This window comes from Stenotrophomonas sp. (assembly GCF_050737075.1).
Taxonomy (GTDB): Bacteria; Pseudomonadota; Gammaproteobacteria; order Xanthomonadales; family Xanthomonadaceae; genus Stenotrophomonas.
In genome coordinates this window covers 1-18,215 of sequence record NZ_JBOHXV010000030.1, presented here as the reverse complement: position 1 = coordinate 18,215, position 18,215 = coordinate 1, and the positions used below count along the sequence as shown (strand labels likewise).

Below are 18,215 nucleotides of genomic sequence, written 5' to 3'. Positions count from 1 at the left end.
GGTCAGCCCGATTTGCGCCGGAACAACATGCCCGACACCACCAGCATCACGATCGGTGGCAACGCGTACGCGATGCGGTAGTCGAACTTCAGCGCGCCAGCCATGCGCCCGAAGAACAGCTGCAGCAACCAGAAGCCCAGCGCGAACAGGATGCCCAGGAACAGCCGCTTGCCCATGCCGCCACTGCGCAGCGAACCGAACGCGAACGGCACCGCCGCCAGGCACAGCGCCAGCACGTTGACCGGGTAGAACCAACGGCTCCAGTAGATGTCTTCGTAATCGCGGGCGTCCAGGCCATTGCGCTTGCGGTATTCGATGCTGGTGCGCAGTTCGCGCGCGGCCAGGTTGCGCGGTTTGGACATGCCGGTGGCCAGGGCGGCCGCGTCCAGCCGTGAATCCCACTTTTCCGATTCGGCCGTCGTGCGCGTTGCCGAGCGCTCACCGAAGGTATCCCGGCGCACCTTGCGCAGTGTCCAGCCGTCTGCACCGTGCTCGACCGTGCTCGCATGGGTCAGCGAGGCCACATGCCCGTCTTCGGCGATCTGGTACAGCCGCACGTCATTGAGGACCAACCGCGTACCGCCGCCTGGCAGCAACTGCTCGTCGCCACTGGTCGCACTGAGGAACGTGTCGCCCTCGCGCACCCAGATGCCCGAGTAGCGTGACGAGGCCAGGCTCTGACCCGACTTGGCACTGGCCCGGATGTTGTCCGACCGGTCCTGCGCCCACGGCGCCAGGGTCTCACCGTTGATCACCATCACCGCGGTCATCAGCGACAGCGCGATGGCCACCGAGGCGCTGAGCCGCTTGCGCGACAAGCCCAGCGCGCGCAGCGCGGTCAGCTCCGAGGTCGCCGCCAGCTGGCCCAGGCCCATCAGAGAGCCGATCACCGCCGCCGTCGGGAAGAACGTGTAGGCACGGCGCGGCACGGTGTAGAGCACCGAGGCCGCCGCATGGCCCAACGTGTAGGAACCCTTGCCGACGTCCTTGAACTCGCCGGAGAACGCCATGACCACGTCCAGGCCAACCAGCACGGCCCAGGTGAGCAGGACGGTGCCGAACACCGCCCGGCCCAGGTACAGATCAAACCGCATCGGGTGAAGCTTCATGCGGTCCTCCGCGGGCGCGACAGCTTGCCGTCACGCAGGTACATCCAGATGGCCAGCGCCAGCAACGGCAGGCTCAACCACCACAATCCCAGCGTCCCCGACACCTTGCCGTCGGCGATCCAGCGGGTACCAATGAACATCAGGTTCATGCCGACCATGTACGCCAGGAACGCGAACATCATCCGCCCGTAGCGCTGCTGGCGCGGCGAACTTCGGGCCAGCGGGAGGGTCATCAACGCGAACGCCAGCGCGATCAGCGGCGGCGTGATGCGCGAATGCAGCTGCGCCTGCGCCTCTGGCCGCGCGTCGCCGAACAGCTGGGTCGTCGGCATCAGCTCCGGATCGTTGGTGTCGCGGGTATCTGCGCCGTCGGGCAGCGCCACGTCGTTGCGGGCGAAGGTCATCAGCCGGTAGTCCAGCGCGCCGTTCAGCGGGCCTTCGATCTGGTGGCCGTCCTGCAGCTGCAGGTAGCGCTGGCGGTCGCCCTCGAAGAACATCTTGCCGCTGTCGGCCGACACCACTTCGACCCGGTCGCCGCGGACGCGCTGCAGGAAGACCCGGCCCAGCCCGCTGCCGTCGGCCGATATCGAGGACAGGTAGACCACCCCGCCATTGGGCAGCGCGGTGAACTTGCCCGACTCCAGCCCCGCCATGACCAGGCTGCGGTTGGCCTCCAGGATGAGCCGTTCACTGGTGCGGTCGGCCCAGGGGCCCAGCCACAGCGAGCACAGGGCGATCAGCCCCACCACCGGCAGCACCAGCATCAGCACCGGGCGCAGCAGGCGCTTGGGCCCGACCCCGATGGCGGTCAGCACCGCCATTTCCGAGTCCCGGTACAGCCGGGCGGTGGCCAGCAGCAGGCCCAGCATCAGCGCCAGCGGCAGGATCAGCGGCATGTAGACGATGAACTGCAGGCCCAGCTGGGAGAACAGCAGGCGGGCGGGCAGGCGGCCATCGGCGATGTTGCCGAGGATGTCCACCAGCACACCGCCGACACTCACCACCAGCAGGACAATGAGGGTGGCCAGGAAACTCTGGACGAAATCACGCAGGAGATAGCGATCGAGCTTCGACATGGGGTGGTGGTTTAAACTCTCGGATTCGTTCGCGGTGCTGCCCAGTCTACTGACGGGACGTAAACAGCTCGCGATTGTACGGATTTGCCAACGGAATCTGATCAATGGCCCTGGAATTCACCCTGAACCACGCAACCCCGGCCTCGGCCGAGGTCGACTGCATCATCGTCGGCGCCTACGCCGACCAGACCCTGAGCCCGGCGGCACAGGCCCTGGATGCCGCTTCGGGCGGCCGCCTGGGCGCCCTGGTCGCCCGCGGCGACGTCGGCGGCAAGACCGGCGCCACCACCCTGCTGCATGACGTTCCCGGCGTCGCCGCCCCGCGCGTGCTGGTGGTCGGGCTGGGCGAGCCGGCCAAGTTCGGCGTGCCGCAGTACCTCAAGGCCGTGGGCGATGCCAGCCGCGCACTGAAGAGCGGGATCAACCGCCACGCGCTGCTCACCCTGTCCGAGATCGAGGTCAAGGGCCGCGACGCTGCCTGGAACATCCGCCAGGCCGTGATCACCGCCGACCACGCCAGCTACCGCTACACCGCGACCCTGGGCACGAAGAAGCCCGAGGCCGCCGGCCTGCTCACTCTCGCCATCGCCGGCAGCGACGCCCAGGCCCTGACCCAGGGCCAGGCCATCGCGGCGGGCGTGCAGCATGCCCGCGAGCTGGGCAACCTGCCGCCGAACCTGTGCACCCCGGCCTACCTGGCCGAGTCCTCGGTGGCCTTCGCGCAGGCCCACGCCGGCGCCGAAGCGGAGATCCTGGACGAGACCCAGATGGAAGCGCTCGGCATGGGCTCGCTGCTGGCCGTGGCCCGCGGCTCGGCCAACCGCCCGCGCCTGGTGGTGCTGAAGTGGAACAACGGCGGCAACGCCAAGCCCTACGTGCTGGTCGGCAAGGGCATCACCTTCGACACCGGCGGCGTCAACCTGAAGACCCAGGGCGGCATCGAAGAGATGAAGTACGACATGTGCGGTGGCGCCAACGTCATCGGCACCTTCGTCGCGGCGGTCACCGCCAAGCTGCCGCTGAACCTGGTGGTGGTGGTGCCGGCGGTTGAAAACGCCATCGACGGCAATGCCTACCGCCCGTCCGACGTGATCACCTCGATGTCGGGCAAGACCATCGAAGTGGGCAACACCGACGCCGAAGGCCGCCTGATCCTGTGCGACGCCCTCACCTACGCGCAGCGCTTCGAGCCGGCCGCGCTGGTCGACGTGGCCACCCTGACCGGCGCCTGCCTGGTCGCCCTGGGCCACCAGACCGCCGGCCTGATGACCAAGCACGACGACCTGGCCAACGAACTGCTGGCCGCCGGCGAGCACGTGTTCGACCGCGCCTGGCGCCTGCCGCTGTGGGACGAATACCAGCCGATGCTGGATTCCAGCTTCGCCGACGTCTACAACATCGGCGGCCGCTGGGCCGGTGCGATTACCGCCGGCTGCTTCCTGTCGCGCTTCACCGAAGGCCAGCGCTGGGCGCACCTGGACATCGCCGGCGTGGCCAGCGACGAAGGCAAGCGTGGCATGGCCACCGGCCGCCCGGTCGGGCTGCTGAGCCAGTGGCTGCTGGACCAGGTCGACCGCGCCCATGTCACGGGCTGATTTCTACCTGATCGCCAAGCCGCGGTTCCTCACCGAGCCGCTGCGCCTGGTCTGCGAGCTGGCCCGCAAGGCCAACGACGCCGGGCTGTTCACCCTGGTGCTGGCGCGTGACCAGGCCCAGGCCGAGGAGCTGGACGAGCTGCTGTGGTCGTTCGACGCCGACGCCTATATCCCGCACCAGATCGCCGGTGAGGACATGGACGAGGAAGAGGCGCTGGTGCTCATTGCCGTGCCCGGCACCGAGGCCCCGGCCCGCCAGCTGGTGATCAACCTGCGCGACGACCCGTACCTGGCCAGCTGCGACCGCGTGCTGGAAGTGGTGCCGGCCGACCCGGAAGCGCGCGAACCGCTGCGCGAGCGCTGGCGCCAATACAAGGCGCTGGGCTTCGACCTGAACAAGTACGACATGTAACCCGCGCGGCGCCCATCCGGTCGCCGCCGCCCCCGGAGACCCTTGATGCGCCTGTTGATCGCCCTGATCTTTCCCTGGTTCGCCTTCTTCACCATCGGCCGCCCGATCGCAGGCATCCTCTGCCTGATCCTGCAGATCACGCTGATCGGCTGGCTGCCGGCCGCGATCTGGGCCGCCTACTCGGTCTCGCAGTTCCATACCGACCAGAAGATCCGCCGCGCCCTAGGGCGCTGAGCTTCCGGCACCCCACCTTCCGTATTCGATCCTGGTTCCCGCATGACCCAACTCGCCTCCAGCTACGACCCCAAGACCTTCGAAACGGAGCTGTATGACTCCTGGGAGAAGGCCGGGCACTTCAAGCCGTCCGGCAAGGGCGAGCCGTACACCATCCTGCTGCCGCCGCCGAACGTGACCGGCACGCTGCACATGGGCCATGCCTTCCAGCAGACCCTGATGGACGCGCTGGTGCGCTACCACCGCATGCGCGGCTACGACACGCTGTGGCAGGTGGGTACCGACCACGCCGGCATCGCCACCGAAATGGTGGTGTCGCGCAACCTGGCGCTGGCCGGCAACGGCGAGAGCCGCGATTCGCTGGGCCGCGACGGCTTCATCGAAAAGGTGTGGGAGTGGAAGGGGCAGTCGGGCGACATCATCGAGCGCCAGATGCGCCGCATGGGTACCTCGGCCGACTGGTCGCGCAGCACCTTCACCATGGACCCGCAGCCGTCCGAGGCGGTGCTCGAGGCGTTCCTGCGCTGGCATGAGCAGGGCCTGATCTATCGTGGCCAGCGCCTGGTCAACTGGGACCCGGTGCTGAAGACCGCCATTTCCGACCTGGAAGTGGAGAGCGTGGAAGAAGACGGCTTCATGTGGTCGATCAGCTACCCGCTGGCCGACGGCAGCGGCAGCCTCACCGTGGCCACGACCCGCCCGGAAACCATGCTGGGCGACACCGCGGTGATGGTGCACCCCGACGACGAGCGCTATGCGCACCTGATCGGCAAGAGGGTGAAGCTGCCGCTGACCGACCGCGAGATCCCGGTGATCGCCGACGATTACGTCGACCGCGAGTTCGGCACCGGCGTGGTCAAGGTCACCCCGGCGCACGACTTCAACGATTACCAGGTCGGCCTGCGCCACAACCTGCCGATGATCAACCTGTTCACCCCGGTGGCGGCGATCAACGACAACGCCCCGGAAAAGTACCGCGGGCTGGACCGCTACGAAGCCCGCAAGGTGATCCTGGCCGAGCTGGAAGAACTGGGCATCCTGGTCGAGACCAAGGCGCACAAGCTGCAGGTGCCGCGCGGCGACCGTACCCAGCAGGTGATCGAGCCGTACCTGACCGACCAGTGGTTCGTGAAGATGGACGTGCTGGCCAAGCGCGGCCTGGAGCTGGTCGAGAACGGTTCGATCCAGTTCGTTCCGGCCAACTGGATCAACACCTACCGCCACTGGATGGAGAACATCCAGGATTGGTGCATCAGCCGCCAGCTGTGGTGGGGTCACCGCATTCCGGCGTGGTTCGACGAAGCGGGCACCTGCTACGTCGGCCGCGACGAGGCCGACGCGCGCGCGCGCGCCAACCTGGGCGCCGATGTGGTGCTGCGCCAGGACAGCGACGTGCTGGAGACCTGGTTCTCCTCGCAGCTGTGGCCGTTCTCCACGCTGGGCTGGCCGAACGAGGCCGCCATGGCCGAGCGCGGCTTCGAGCGCTACCTGCCGTCGTCGGTGCTGATCACCGGCTTCGACATCATCTTCTTCTGGGTGGCCCGCATGATCATGGCCACCGACAGCTTCACCGGGAAGATTCCGTTCAAGGACGTCTACATCACCGGCCTGATCCGCGATGCGCAGGGCCAGAAGATGTCCAAGTCCAAGGGCAACGTGCTCGACCCGCTGGACATCATCGACGGCATCTCCATCGACGACCTGGTCGCCAAGCGCACCACCGGGCTGATGAAGCCCAAGGACGCGCCGAAGATCGAGAAGGCCACGCGCAAGGACTTCCCCGACGGCATCATCGCCCACGGTGCCGACGCGCTGCGCTTCACCATCGCCGCGCTGGCCACCCATGGCCGCGACATCAAGTTCGACATGAGCCGCGCCGAGGGCTACAAGAACTTCTGCAACAAGCTGTGGAACGCCAGCCGCTTCACCCTGATGAACACCGAGGGCGCGCAGTTCAACGGCGTGCCGCAGCCGCGTACCGATGCCGAGCGCTGGATCCTGGCGCGGCTGGCGGCGGTGTCGGCCGAGGCGCAGACGCACTACGCCAACTACCGGTTCGACCTGCTGGCGCAGGCGCTGTACGAATTCGCCTGGAATGAATTCTGCGACTGGTTCCTGGAACTGACCAAGCCGGCGCTCAACGGCGACAACGCCGCCGATGCGGCCAGTACCCGCCACACCCTGTTGTACGTGCTGGAGGCGCTGCTGCGCCTGCTGCACCCGCTCACCCCGTTCGTGACCGAGCAGCTGTGGCGCCAGGTGGCACCGCGCCTGGGGATCGCCGGCGACACCATTTCGCTGCGCGCCTACCCGACCGCCGAGGAATTCGCCGGCGATTACGTGCGCGCCGAAGCCGACGTGGAATGGTTGAAGTCGATGGTCAGCGCGCTGCGCCGCGTGCGCAGTGAACTGAACGTGCCGCCGGCCAAGCAGGTGGGCCTGCTGCTGCAGGGCGGCAGCGAAGACGACCGCAACCGCGTGGCGCGCTTCACCTCGTCGCTGTCGTTCCTGCTCAAGCTGGAGCGCATCGAGTGGCTGTCGGCCGATGCGGAAACCCCGCCGGCCGCGACGGCGATCGTGGGCGATCTCAAGCTGCTGGTGCCGCTGGAAGGCCTGGTTGATCTGGACGCCGAGCGTGCGCGCCTGGACAAGGAAATCGCGCGGGTGGAGGCGGAGAAGGAAAAGAGCGCCACCAAGCTGTCCAAGTTCACCGACAAGGTGCCGCCGGCCGTGATCGAACAGGAGCGCGTGCGCCTGGTCGAATGGACGGCCCAGCTGGACGGGTTGGTCGCGCAGCGCGGGAAGCTGTAACGCCGATTGTTGGTCGGCGTCCGGGCAGGCGACCAACAACGTTGGTCGCCGTAGCGCCGGGCTCTGCCCGGCCGCTCTTCGTCCTACAACGGCGGCATTGTCTGGATGTCGTCGTCGACCAGCTCGATCGCCATCACCAGCGCATCTTCGCGGCCATCACGTGCCGGGTAATAACGCGGCCGTCGGCCGATCTCGTTGAACCCCTCGCTGTGGTACAGCGCCACCGCCGGGGTGTTGGACGGGCGCACTTCCAGGAACACCCGCTGCGCGCCATGCTCGCGCGCCAACTGCACCAGCGCGCGGAACAGCATGCGGCCCATACCGCGGGTCTGGCAGCCCGGGTCCACGCAGACATTCAGCACATGCGCCTCGTCGGCGGCGATGCTCAACACCCCGTAACCCACCAGCACGCCATCGTCTTCCAGCGCCAGCGCCGGGTACCCCGCACGCAGGCAATCCACGAAGATGCCGCGCGTCCACGGGAACGGATAGCCGCGCAGCTCGATCTCCATCACCGCGTCCAGGTCGCCCTCGCGCAGCGCGCGCAGCGACAACGGGCGCGGCGAGCTGACCGCGCTCACGCCTGGCCCCGCTTGCGCAGTGCCCTCAGCTGCGGCCACAGGGCGCGCTTGGCGGCCGGATCGGCACGCAGCGCATCCAGATTCCAGCTGGCCATCAGCGCCTGTGTCTCGGCGGCGGCCGGGTTGCAGCCAGACGCCCGCAACAGGGCAATCTGCAGCCTATCCGGCATGCGCACCGCCGCGCGGCGGGTGCCGGAGCGGGCGGATGCAGGTGCGGCGGGATCTTCTGCCACCGGAGCGTTGCGACGTGGCGGCGCGGCGGTGCCCGACGGCGGCGCGACGGTGCCCGACGGTCGTAGCGCCGGGCTCTGCCCGGGTAGAGCCGGGCTCTGCCCGGGTAGAGCCGGGCTCTGCCCGGCTGAACCGGCGTCAGCTCCCCGGGCGTCGGCATCCAGCCGGGCAGGGCCCGGCTCTACCGGGATCGCGCGCAACTCGACCACCGGTTCCGGCGCCGCTTCCACATTGCCGTCCACGAACACCGTGTACCCCATCGCCTGCAGCCAGGACTGCTGCGCAGCGGACCACAGCGGCGGGTCGGCCGGCGTGCTCACGCGCCAGGCTCGGCCGTCTTGCGGGTGCGCTGCCACAGCCAGTAGCCGGGGCCCGACAGCGCATAGACGATGCCCACCGCGAACAGCACGCGCGGCAGGTCGATGACCATGATCGCAATCGCGATCGGTACCAGGGCCAGCGCGAGGAACGGCACGCGGTCTGCGCGCGGGCCCTTCTCACCGCTGCCCTTGAAGCTCCAGAAGCGGATCCGGCTGACCATCAGCAGCGCCGCCACCAGGGTCACGCCCAGCGCCACGTAGCGCAGCTGGTTGCCGTCCCAGCCCAGGTTGCCGTCGGCGAAGGCCCAGACGAAGGACATCATCAGGCCGGCGGCGGCCGGGCTGGCCAGGCCGATGAACCAGCGCTTGTCGACCACGCTGACCTGGGTATTGAAGCGCGCCAGGCGCAGCGCGGCACACGCGGCATACAGGAAGGCGACGGCCCAGCCGACGCGGCCCATCACCGGGTCGTCGAACTTCAGCCAGGACAGCGACCAGTGGTACATCACCAGCGCCGGGGCCATGCCGAAGCTGACCAGGTCGGCCAGCGAGTCGTACTGCACGCCGAATTCGCTGCTGGTGCCGGTCAGGCGCGCCACCCGGCCGTCCAGCCCGTCCATGACCGCGGCCACGAACACCGCAATGGCGGCATTGACGAAGTCGCCGTTGGCCGCCGCGATGATCGCGTAGAACCCGGCGAACAGGCCGGCGGTGGTGAACAGGTTGGGCAGCAGGTAAATGCTGCGCGAGCGCGGTGGGGGTTTCATCTGATCCATGCCGGCCAGTTTAGTGGCTGCGGCCCCCTTTTGGGGGGAGGCTTGCCAGCGCGGGGCGGGAATGCTGCAATCGCGCTCCAGTCCCCCGTTGCCCGGAGTTGCCATGCGTGCCCTGCCCCTCGTGTGCTGCCTGCTGCTGCTCGCCAGCGCTTCGGCCAGCGCCGGTACCGTCTACAAGTGGAAGGACGCCAACGGCGTGACCCAGTATTCGGAGAAGCCGCCCACCGGCCAGAAGGCCGAAGAGCGCCAGATCCAGAGCCGTGACCCGGCCAACCGGCCCGCGGCCGCCGCCGCGCCGGCCGAATCGGCCGACTGCACCACCGCCCGCAACAACCTGACCCTGCTCAACGGCAAGGGCGCCGTGCTGCAGGACACCAACGGCGACGGCAAGCCCGACACCCCGCTGGACGACACCCAGCGCCAGAGCCAGAAGGGCCTGGCCGAGGCGGGCATCAAGGCGTATTGCAAGCCGGCGGCCTGAGTGCCCTGACGGGCACACGACCAACGGTCGTGTGCTACCGGAGGTAGGATCGGTAGGTATCGACCGTTGGTCGATACGGCCGCCAAGCCCGGAATGGGCACGTTGGCGGCGAGGCTGGCAGAATATCTGCCTCTGCCGTTCAGCGAAGCCGACGATGCGCCTCTCCCAGTTCCACCTGCATACCACCAAGGAAACCCCCAGCGACGCGGAGCTCACCAGCCACCGCCTGATGCTGCGCGCGGGCATGATCCGCAAGCTGGCCTCGGGGCTGTACATCTGGTCGCCGCTGGGCCTGCGGGTGCTGCGCAAGGTCGAGCGCATCGTGCGCGAGGAAATGGAGCGCGCCGGTGCGGTGGAGTTCCAGGTGCCGACCATCCAGCCCAAGGAACTGTGGGAAATCACCGGGCGCTGGGAGAAGTTCGGCCCGCAGCTGCTCAAGATCAAGGACCGCAAGGAGCAGGTGTTCTGCTACAGCCCGACCGCCGAAGAAGCCGCGGCTGATTTCGCGCGCCAGGAGCTGTCCAGCTACAAGCAGCTGCCGGTCAACTTCTTCCAGATCCAGACCAAGTTCCGCGATGAGATCCGCCCGCGCTTCGGCGTGATGCGCGCGCGCGAGTTCCTGATGAAGGATGCCTATTCCTTCCATCTGGACGAAGCCTGCCTGGTCCGCGAATACGAGAACATGAAGGCGGCCTACGCCCGCGTGTTCACTCGCCTGGGCCTGGACTTCCGCATGGTGCAGGCCGATTCCGGCGCCATCGGCGGCGACGCGTCGCAGGAATTCCACGTGATCGCCGACTCCGGCGAAGACGCGCTGGTGTTCTCCACCGGTTCGGACTACGCGGCCAACATGGAGGCGGCCGTGGCCGCCGCCCCGGGCCCGCGCCCCGCCGCCAGCGAAGCGCTGCGCAAGGTGGACACGCCCACCCAGAAGACCTGCGAAGCGGTTGCCGCACTGCTGGGCCTGGGCCTGGAGCGCACCGTGAAGTCGATTGCGGTCATGACCGAGGCCGGCTTCGTGCTGGCGCTGGTGCGGGGCGACCACGACGTCAACGAGATCAAGCTGGGCAAGGTGCAGGGCCTGCAGGGCTACCGCATGGCCAGCGAAGCCGAGATCGCCGCCCACCTGGGCAGCGAACCGGGCTTCCTGGGTCCGCTCAATCCGGCGCAGCCGATCCGCATCGTCGCCGATCGCGACGTCGCAGCCATGGCCGATTTCGTCGTCGGCGCCAACGAAGCCGGTTTCCATATTGCCGGCGTCAACTGGGGCCGTGACCTGGCCGAGCCGGAAGTGGCCGATATCCGCAACGCGAAGGAAGGCGACCGCGCCGCCGACGGTGGCGAGCTGAAGGTCGCGCGCGGCATCGAAGTGGGCCACGTGTTCCAGTTGGGCCGCGTGTATGCGCAGGCAATGAATGCCACCGTGCTGGATGAAAACGGCAAGGCCGCCGTGATGGCGATGGGCTGCTATGGCATCGGCATTTCGCGCATCGTCGCCGCGGCGATCGAACAGAACCACGACGACGCCGGCATTATCTGGCCCGACGCGATGGCGCCGTGGCAGGTGGTGGTGTGCGTGATCAACCCGAAGAAGGACGAAAGCGTCAACGCCGCCGCCGCCGAACTGCTGGCCCAGCTGCAGGCTGCCGGGCTGGACGCCGCGCTGGATGATCGCGGCCTGCGTCCGGGCGCGATGTTCGCCGACATGGAGCTGATCGGCGTACCGCACCGGGTGGTGGTCTCCGAACGCGGCGTGGCCGCGGGCACCTACGAGTACCGCTCGCGCCGGGCGAGCGAAGCGGAGAATCTGGACCGCGACGCCCTCATGGCAATGCTGACCAAGTGATGACAGAGCCGGGTGAAATATCCCGGCTTTTTATTATCCCGTTTTCATTGATTTTTTCTGCTTGCTGTGCAGGCTTCAAATGAGAATGTATGCTGTTGGTGACGCCAAGGACTGGCTGACCCCCGTCCTTCATTTGATTCCGGAGCAGTTGATGAGTATTGACCTGAGCGGGTTGTCCGCCAAAGAGCTGGGCGCCCTGATCAAGAACGCCAAGAAACAGCAGACCATCGTCGCCAAGCGCCCCGCTGTGACCAAGGTGCGCGCGCAGTTGACCAAGCTGGCCAAGGCCCACGGTTACAGCGTCGAGGAAGTGTTCGGTATTGCCGCCCCCGCCCGCAGCCGCGCCAGCAAGGCCGCGCCGGCCAAGAAGGCCGTACGCAAGCTCGGCAAGGTGGCCCCGAAGTACCGCAACCCGGCGAATCCGAAGGAAACCTGGACCGGCCGTGGCAAGCAGCCGCGCTGGCTTGCCGCGCACACCGGCAAGGGCAAGAAGGTGGAAGATTTCCTGATCAAGAAGTAAGCGAGGCGCGATTCGCGCTCGTTTCCAAACGCCGGCCAGGATGCCGGCGTTTTTTTTGTTTCAGAAACTCTCAGAAACTCACAGATTCTTTCGTGCCGGTACCAGCAGGTTGCCGAACAATAATCCCGCCACCAGCGCCATTACTACGTTGAGAACCGTCATCAGCACGGTCTGGCCGGCGCTCATGTCCTGCTGCTGCACCAGGGTGAGCACCCCGCGCAGGCTGGTGCTGCCGGGCACCAGCATGATGATGCCGGGCAGGCGGATGATCGCGCCCGGGCGCTGCACGATGCGGCCGAACAGATTGCCGGCGGCGGTCATCACCATCGCCGACATGAAAATACCGGCCGGCAGCCCCCAGGCCTGCCCGGCGAACTTGGAAATGGCATAGCCGGCCACCGAGGCCGCCATCACCCACGGGTAATCGCGGCGGTTGGCCTTGAACAGCATCGCGAACGCGAACGACGCCAGCAGCAGCGCACTCCATTCCACCCAGTCGGCCTGCGGCCGCGAGGCGCGCACCAACGGGTCCAAGCCGATGATTCCCGACAGCGTCACCGCGATCACTGCGCCCACGGTGAGTTTCAGAATGGTGGTGATCGCGCCGGCGAAACGGGCCGTGCCCGATACCCAATGCTGGCTGGCCAGTTCGTTGACCGCATTGGTCAGCGACATACCCGGCAGCATCACCACCAGCGAGGCGATGATCACCGTGTTGAGGTTGAGCGGCCCGATGAACGAGGCGACCAGCGCCGCCACCGTGCCGGCCAGCAGGGCCGCAAGTGCCTCGCTGGCCTCGCGGCTGGCCGGGCGGCGGTCGGTCAGCAGGGTCATCAGCCCGATCAGCAGCCCGATCACCCCGGCCGTGGCGATATCCAGCCACGGCAGCTTCCACAGACCGGCCACGCCGGCGGCACCGAGGCTGTAGGACAGGATCATGCGGATCTTGCCGCGCCGGCCCGGATCCTTGTCCAGCTGGCGCAGGGCGGTGTGGCCCTGGGCGATGCTCATGGTGCCGTTGGCGACCGCATCGGTGATCTGGTCGGCAATGCTGAGTTTATGCAGGTCGTTCTCGCCCGGTGCGAGGCGGATCACGCGGGTGATGTCGGACGAGCCGATCGCCTTGGTCGGGTCGCTGAAACTCAGGATCAGCCCGGTCGGGTTGGACCACGGCTCGCAGTCCAGGTCCAGCCGCTGCGCCAACGCGACCACCGCCGCTTCCAGGCGCTGGGCGGTGGTGCCGTAGCTGTGCAGGCGCCCGGCGATCTCACAGACGAATGCCACACGCTGTGCGTAGGTGGCTGGGGGGGTGGCAATGGCGGGAGCGTCGGCAGACATGCGACGTAGTATTACCCGAAGCCTGCCCGGGCTGAACAACGATGTCGCACCGTGCACACACTTGGCCTCCACGCAGACAGGTTATGCTGCGCGCAGGACGCCCCATGACGCCAAATCAAGCCCCCCAACTCGAACAGGATCCACAGGACCCCGGCGTAATCCGGTTGTCCGGACAGTGGACGTTGCGTACCGCGCTCGACGCGGCCGAAGTGCTGCGCGCGGCACCCGACAAGGTGACCGGGATCGATGCCAGCGGCATCACCCAGCTCGATTCGGCCGGCGTGCTGCAGGTCCTGCGCGTGGCCCACCGTGCCGACCTGGCCGAGGACGCGCTGACCTTCCGCGAGGAACACCGCGCGCTGGTCTGCACCATCGAGGAGGTCGCCGACGACCGCCCCAAGCCCAAGCGCGACTTCGGTGTACTGGCCGCGCTGGAGCGGCTGGGCGTCAGCGTGCATGCCACCGGCCACAACATCGTGGCGCTGGCCAGCTTCCTCGGCGAAAACCTGGTCAAGGGCGGCCGCCTGCTGCGCGAACCGCGCCGGTTCCGTCTCACCGCCACCGTGCACCACATGGAGCAGGTGGGCCTGGACGCGGTGCCGTTGGTGGCGCTGCTGTCGTACCTGGTGGGCGCCGTGATCGCCTTCCTAGGCTCCACGATCCTGCGCGACTTCGGCGCGGAGATCTACGTGGTCGAACTGGTCAGCATCGCCTTCCTGCGCGAATTCGCGGTGCTGCTCACCGCCATCGTGCTGGCTGGCCGCACCGCCAGCGCGTTCACTGCGCAGATCGGCTCCATGAAGGCCCGCGAGGAGATCGACGCGATCCGGACGCTGGGCCTGGACCCCGTCGACCTGCTGGTGCTGCCGCGCATCATCGCCCTGCTCATCACCCTGCCGCTGCTGACCTTCGTGGCGATGATCGCCGGCCTGGCCGGCGGCGTCACCGTGGGCGCGTTCGACCTGGATATTCCGCCGCAGATGTACCTGGCGCGCCTGCACGACACCATTGAAGTGCGGCACATGCTGGTGGGCCTGTCCAAGGCGCCCATCTTCGCGGCGGTGATCGGCCTGATCGGCTGCCTGGAAGGCTTGAAGGTCGAAGGCACCGCGCAGTCGGTGGGCGAACGCACCACCTCCAGCGTGGTGCAGACCATCTCGCTGGTCATCATCATCGACGCGTTCGCCGCGTTGTGGTTCATGCACATGGATTGGTGATGAGCACAGCCACCGCGACCGACGAAGACACCCTCACCACGCTGGCCGACGACGCCGGCCTGGCGATCCGCGTGCGCGGGCTGACCAACCGCTTCGGCAGCCAGACCGTGCACGACAACCTCGACCTGGACGTGCGCCGCGGCGAGATCCTCGGCGTGGTCGGCGGCTCGGGTACCGGCAAGTCCGTGCTGATGCGCAGCATCCTGGGCCTGCGCACGCCCGATGCCGGGCAGATCGAGGTACTGGGCGTGGATGCGCGGTCGGAGAATCGCGCCGACCGCCTGCATATCGAACGCAATACCGGCGTGCTGTTCCAGGACGGCGCGCTGTTCTCGTCCATGACCGTCGGCGAAAACGTGCAGGTGCCGCTGAAGGAGCACCACGGCGAGCTGCCCGAGCGCTGGCACTACGAGCTGGCGTTGCTGAAGGTGAAGCTGGCGGGGCTGCCGGCCGACGCGATCAACAAGCTGCCCTCGCAGCTGTCCGGCGGCATGCGCAAGCGCGCCGGCCTGGCCCGTGCGCTCGCGCTGGACCCGCCGCTGCTGTTCCTGGACGAACCCACCGCCGGGTTGGACCCGATCGGTGCGGCCGCCTTCGACCGCCTGATCAAGACCCTGCAGGAAGCGCTGGGCCTGACCGTGCTGTTGATCACCCACGACCTGGACACGCTGTACGCGATCTGCGACCGGGTGGCCGTGCTGGCCGACCACAAGGTGATCGCCAACGCGCCGCTGCATGAGATCGAACAACTGGAGCATCCGTGGATCCAGGAATATTTCCACGGACCGCGCGCACGTGCCGCGCGCGCCGCAAAGCCTGAGAGCGAGTAAGCCATGGAAACCAAAGCCAATTACGTATTGATCGGCGCGTTCACCCTGATCGTGGGGCTGGCCCTGCTGGCCTTCGGTCTGTGGGCGGCCAAGTACTCCTCCGACCGCACCTGGACCGAATACCGGGTGGTGTTCCGCGAGGCGGTCACCGGCCTGTCGGTCGGCAGCCCGGTGCAGTACAACGGCATCGCGGTCGGCTCCATCACCGAGCTCAACCTGGTGCCGGACGACCCGCGCCAGGTGGTCGCGCGCATCCGCCTGAATTCCAATACCCCGGTCAAGACCGACACCCGCGCCAAGCTGGCCATCACCAGCCTCACCGGCCCGTCGATCATCCAGCTCAGCGGCGGCACCCCGCAGGCGCAAGCGCTGACCGCCGTGAACCGGGATCCGGCACCGATCATTCCCACCACACCCTCGGCGCTGCAGAACATCACCGACGTGGCCAACCGCATCGTCGAGCGCATGGACCAGGTGCTGAGCGACCGCAACGTGGCCAGCATCAACGCCACCCTGGCCAACCTGGAAACCATCAGCGGCGGCCTGGCCGACCGCGACCAGGGCACCCAAGCGCTGCTGCTCAGCGCGCGCGACGCCGCGCGCAGCCTGGACGTGACCCTCAAGACCACCAACGGCACCATCGAGCGGCTGGACAAGAACCTGGTGCAGCAGCTGCCGCCCATTCTGGACAAGCTGGAAACCACGCTCACCAAGCTCGATTCGGCGGCCGGCAATGCCGATTCGATCCTTGGTGAGAACCGCGCGGCCATCAACAGCTTCGCCAATGATGGCCTGGCCCAGCTGGGCCCGACGCTGACCGAGCTGCGCGGGCTGATCCGCGACCTGCGCCGGGTCAGCGACAAACTGGACAACAACCCGGCCCGCTACCTGCTGGGCCGTGACGCGCCGAAGGAGTTCGAACCCAAATGAGCCACATTCCTCTCCTGCCCGCTGCCCTGCCCCGCCTGCTGCTGCCGGCCGCCCTGATGGTCGCCCTGGGCGCGTGTTCGCTGCTGGGCAGCAACGAGCGCAGCGCGGTCACCATCTATTCGCCGGTGGTGCGCATCCAGCCGGACCAAAGCTGGCCGAAGGTGGACTGGCAGCTGGTGCTGGTCAAACCGACCGCCGCACGCGTGGTGGACAGCCCGCGCATCAACGTGCGCCCGAATCCGGGTGAGCTGGAGGTTTACAAGGGCGTGAGCTGGGCGCAGCCGGCCACCGACATGGTGGACGATGCGCTGGTGCGCGCGTTCGAGGATTCCGGCCGCATCGCCGGCGTGGCCCGTGCCACCACCGGCATCCGCGCGGACTACAAGCTGGCGCTGGATGTGCGCCGCTTCGAATCCGACTACCGCGGCCAGGCAACTCCGACGGCGGCGATCGAAATCAACGCCAAGCTGATCCACGTGGTCGACCAGCGCGTGGTGGCCGACCGCACCTTCCGCCAGGAACAGCCGGTGGGCAGTACCGCCACGGGCGACGTGGCCCAGGCATTCGAGAAGGGCCTGCAGGCGATCACCACCGAGCTGGTGGGCTGGACGCTGACAACCGGCCAGGCGGATTACGGGCAGGCCAAGGTCACGCCGACGCGGTTGCGTTGATGGACGAGCCACGCATGGCGTGGCTCTACGGAAAATGTCGGGTGCACGTAGTGCCACGCCATGCGTGGCAACCGCGCAAAGCGCGGCACAACCGCCCGAAGCCGTTCACCGCCAGCCACCCATTGCCGACCGACGTTTAACCCAAACCGAAGCCGCCCGTCAGATATCCGCGGCCTTCAAGCACCATTGATCCAACGGAACGTCAGGTTGATACGCTCCCCCAACGGCCGCGCGCTTTTCGGCAAAGCGTGCTGGTAGAAGGTCTGGGTGCGCCCGCCCATCACCAGCAGATCGCCGTGGCCCAGGGTGACTTCCGCCTTGCGCGCATGGTCGTCGCGCCGACGCAGCAGGAACCGCCGCGCCTCACCGAGGCTCAATGATGCAATCACCGGCGCTGGTCCAAGCTCCGGCTCGTTGTCGCTGTGCCAGCCCATGCCATCGTCGTTGTCGCGGTAGCAGTTGAGCAGCACGCTGTTGAAGGCCTGCCCGCAGAACACGGCCAGCGCATCACGCAGGGGCAGCAGCGCCGGGTGCCAGGCATGCGGCACGAAGTCTGTGCCCGAATAACGGTAACGCGCCGCCGGATCGCCCATCCAGCAACTCAACCGGGGCGAATCCACCTGCCTGCCGAACATCTGGATCTTATGCACTTCCCACGGCACCTCGCCGCGCAACTGGCGCTGCAACGCATCTGCAGCTGGAGCGGCCAGCCAATGGCGGTGCCAGTGCACCGAGGCGTCGGGAAGATGAAGGTCCATGGCGGAACGCTAGCACGCCGTCAGATGTTCATGCCGCTACCGGACGTGGAGAGTGCAATGGCGGCGGTGCTCTTCCGCGTCCTGCGGCCGCACCACTTGTGCATCCATGCACGTCGTCGATAGGGATGCGACCCTACCGGGCTCCGACCGGTAGGGTCGGTTACCTAACGACCGCCCGTAGCAGGACCGCGCCCGGTAACGCATGACCATCATCGACGCCGCGCAAATCGCGAGCGGAACAGCGCAGTCGATGTCATAAGCGCCATCAACGATTGCGTCGTGACCGCCTCAAAATGGCAGACAGCCCGCCAAACTGCTAACCACATCGCATTCTGCAGAGCCGATGCCCACCAACGGTTTCCAACCGCTGGCGGGCAAATCGCGTCATCACTATTGATGCCGTCAAGGCAACTTTATGCATCAACAGATACAACCAACTTCCGCTACCGTCTCAGCGTCCACATGGTGATGCCACGGAG

At 67.4% G+C, this 18,215-nt stretch carries 18 protein-coding genes and 1 pseudogene; 12 read left to right on the top strand and 7 right to left on the bottom strand.

From position 1 onward, the window contains the following. Positions 1-2: 2 nt before the first annotated feature. A complete protein-coding gene (gene lptG / locus ACREPD_RS09565) occupies positions 3-1,109 on the bottom strand; it encodes an LPS export ABC transporter permease LptG (RefSeq protein ID WP_431599108.1) in 1,107 nt (368 codons plus the stop codon). Further along, positions 1,106-2,185, bottom strand: a complete 1,080-nt coding sequence (gene lptF / locus ACREPD_RS09560) for an LPS export ABC transporter permease LptF (RefSeq protein ID WP_431599107.1) — start codon at positions 2,183-2,185, stop codon at positions 1,106-1,108. The genes lptG and lptF overlap by 4 nt, the downstream gene beginning before the upstream one ends. A gap of 104 nt (positions 2,186-2,289) precedes the next feature. Between lptF and ACREPD_RS09555 the strand changes: the two genes are divergently transcribed. Genes ACREPD_RS09555 through ACREPD_RS09540 form a run of 4 tightly spaced genes read left to right on the top strand, consistent with a single transcriptional unit; the run spans position 2,290 to position 7,237 of the window. Beyond that, positions 2,290-3,780, top strand: coding sequence for a leucyl aminopeptidase (locus ACREPD_RS09555; protein WP_431599106.1), 1,491 nt, complete (start codon positions 2,290-2,292; stop codon positions 3,778-3,780). Beyond that, complete coding sequence (locus ACREPD_RS09550; protein WP_431599105.1) at positions 3,767-4,192, top strand: DNA polymerase III subunit chi; 426 nt, start codon at positions 3,767-3,769, stop codon at positions 4,190-4,192. Before ACREPD_RS09555 ends, ACREPD_RS09550 begins: the two co-directional genes overlap by 14 nt. A 45-nt stretch (positions 4,193-4,237) precedes the next feature. Continuing rightward, on the top strand, positions 4,238-4,426 hold the full coding sequence (locus ACREPD_RS09545) for a YqaE/Pmp3 family membrane protein (RefSeq protein ID WP_431599104.1): 189 nt from the start codon (positions 4,238-4,240) through the stop codon (positions 4,424-4,426). A gap of 42 nt (positions 4,427-4,468) precedes the next feature. Next, positions 4,469-7,237, top strand: a complete 2,769-nt coding sequence (locus ACREPD_RS09540) for a valine--tRNA ligase (RefSeq protein WP_431599103.1) — start codon at positions 4,469-4,471, stop codon at positions 7,235-7,237. Positions 7,238-7,320: 83 nt separating this feature from the next. Here the strand turns inward: ACREPD_RS09540 and rimI are convergent, their stop codons facing one another. Genes rimI through pssA form a run of 3 tightly spaced genes read right to left on the bottom strand, consistent with a single transcriptional unit; the run spans position 7,321 to position 9,145 of the window. Beyond that, complete coding sequence (gene rimI, locus ACREPD_RS09535) at positions 7,321-7,818, bottom strand: ribosomal protein S18-alanine N-acetyltransferase (RefSeq protein ID WP_431599102.1); 498 nt, start codon at positions 7,816-7,818, stop codon at positions 7,321-7,323. Next, the gene (locus tag ACREPD_RS09530) at positions 7,815-8,369 is read right to left on the bottom strand and encodes a hypothetical protein (protein ID WP_431599101.1); all 555 of its coding nucleotides are present in this window, start codon (positions 8,367-8,369) and stop codon (positions 7,815-7,817) included. Before ACREPD_RS09530 ends, rimI begins: the two co-directional genes overlap by 4 nt. Further along, positions 8,366-9,145 (bottom strand): CDP-diacylglycerol--serine O-phosphatidyltransferase, encoded by a 780-nt coding sequence (gene pssA / locus ACREPD_RS09525; protein ID WP_421569158.1) that lies wholly within the window; start codon positions 9,143-9,145, stop codon positions 8,366-8,368. The genes ACREPD_RS09530 and pssA overlap by 4 nt, the downstream gene beginning before the upstream one ends. Positions 9,146-9,248: 103 nt before the next feature. Between pssA and ACREPD_RS09520 the strand changes: the two genes are divergently transcribed. From ACREPD_RS09520 to ACREPD_RS09510, 3 genes and pseudogenes are all read left to right on the top strand, one after another. Then, positions 9,249-9,626 (top strand): DUF4124 domain-containing protein, encoded by a 378-nt coding sequence (locus ACREPD_RS09520; RefSeq protein ID WP_431599100.1) that lies wholly within the window; start codon positions 9,249-9,251, stop codon positions 9,624-9,626. Positions 9,627-9,780: 154 nt separating this feature from the next. Beyond that, positions 9,781-11,472: a proline--tRNA ligase gene (locus ACREPD_RS09515; RefSeq protein WP_431599099.1), complete on the top strand. Its 1,692-nt coding sequence runs from the start codon at positions 9,781-9,783 to the stop codon at positions 11,470-11,472. 151 nt (positions 11,473-11,623) lie between these two features. After that, positions 11,624-11,989: pseudogene (locus tag ACREPD_RS09510) on the top strand (H-NS family nucleoid-associated regulatory protein); the annotation flags it as partial. A gap of 81 nt (positions 11,990-12,070) precedes the next feature. Here ACREPD_RS09510 and ACREPD_RS09505 read toward each other — a convergent pair. After that, positions 12,071-13,330 (bottom strand): threonine/serine ThrE exporter family protein, encoded by a 1,260-nt coding sequence (locus ACREPD_RS09505; RefSeq protein WP_431599098.1) that lies wholly within the window; start codon positions 13,328-13,330, stop codon positions 12,071-12,073. A 104-nt stretch (positions 13,331-13,434) separates the two neighbouring features. On the opposite strand from ACREPD_RS09505, the gene ACREPD_RS09500 reads away from it, so the two are divergent. From ACREPD_RS09500 to ACREPD_RS09485, 4 genes are read left to right on the top strand one after another with little or no spacing between them, the layout of a single operon-like run. Continuing rightward, a complete protein-coding gene (locus tag ACREPD_RS09500) occupies positions 13,435-14,547 on the top strand; it encodes an MlaE family lipid ABC transporter permease subunit (protein ID WP_431599097.1) in 1,113 nt (370 codons plus the stop codon). Beyond that, positions 14,547-15,377: an ABC transporter ATP-binding protein gene (locus ACREPD_RS09495; RefSeq protein ID WP_431599096.1), complete on the top strand. Its 831-nt coding sequence runs from the start codon at positions 14,547-14,549 to the stop codon at positions 15,375-15,377. The genes ACREPD_RS09500 and ACREPD_RS09495 overlap by 1 nt, the downstream gene beginning before the upstream one ends. A 3-nt stretch (positions 15,378-15,380) precedes the next feature. Continuing rightward, complete coding sequence (locus ACREPD_RS09490) at positions 15,381-16,307, top strand: MlaD family protein (RefSeq protein WP_313347862.1); 927 nt, start codon at positions 15,381-15,383, stop codon at positions 16,305-16,307. Further along, positions 16,304-16,978 (top strand): ABC-type transport auxiliary lipoprotein family protein, encoded by a 675-nt coding sequence (locus ACREPD_RS09485; protein WP_431599095.1) that lies wholly within the window; start codon positions 16,304-16,306, stop codon positions 16,976-16,978. Before ACREPD_RS09490 ends, ACREPD_RS09485 begins: the two co-directional genes overlap by 4 nt. Positions 16,979-17,154: 176 nt before the next feature. Here the strand turns inward: ACREPD_RS09485 and ACREPD_RS09480 are convergent, their stop codons facing one another. Beyond that, on the bottom strand, positions 17,155-17,736 hold the full coding sequence (locus tag ACREPD_RS09480; protein ID WP_431599094.1) for an alpha-ketoglutarate-dependent dioxygenase AlkB family protein: 582 nt from the start codon (positions 17,734-17,736) through the stop codon (positions 17,155-17,157). Between the two features lie 279 nt (positions 17,737-18,015). On the opposite strand from ACREPD_RS09480, the gene ACREPD_RS09475 reads away from it, so the two are divergent. Further along, on the top strand, positions 18,016-18,215 hold a 200-nt coding region (locus ACREPD_RS09475; RefSeq protein ID WP_431599093.1), incomplete at its 3' end, for a hypothetical protein.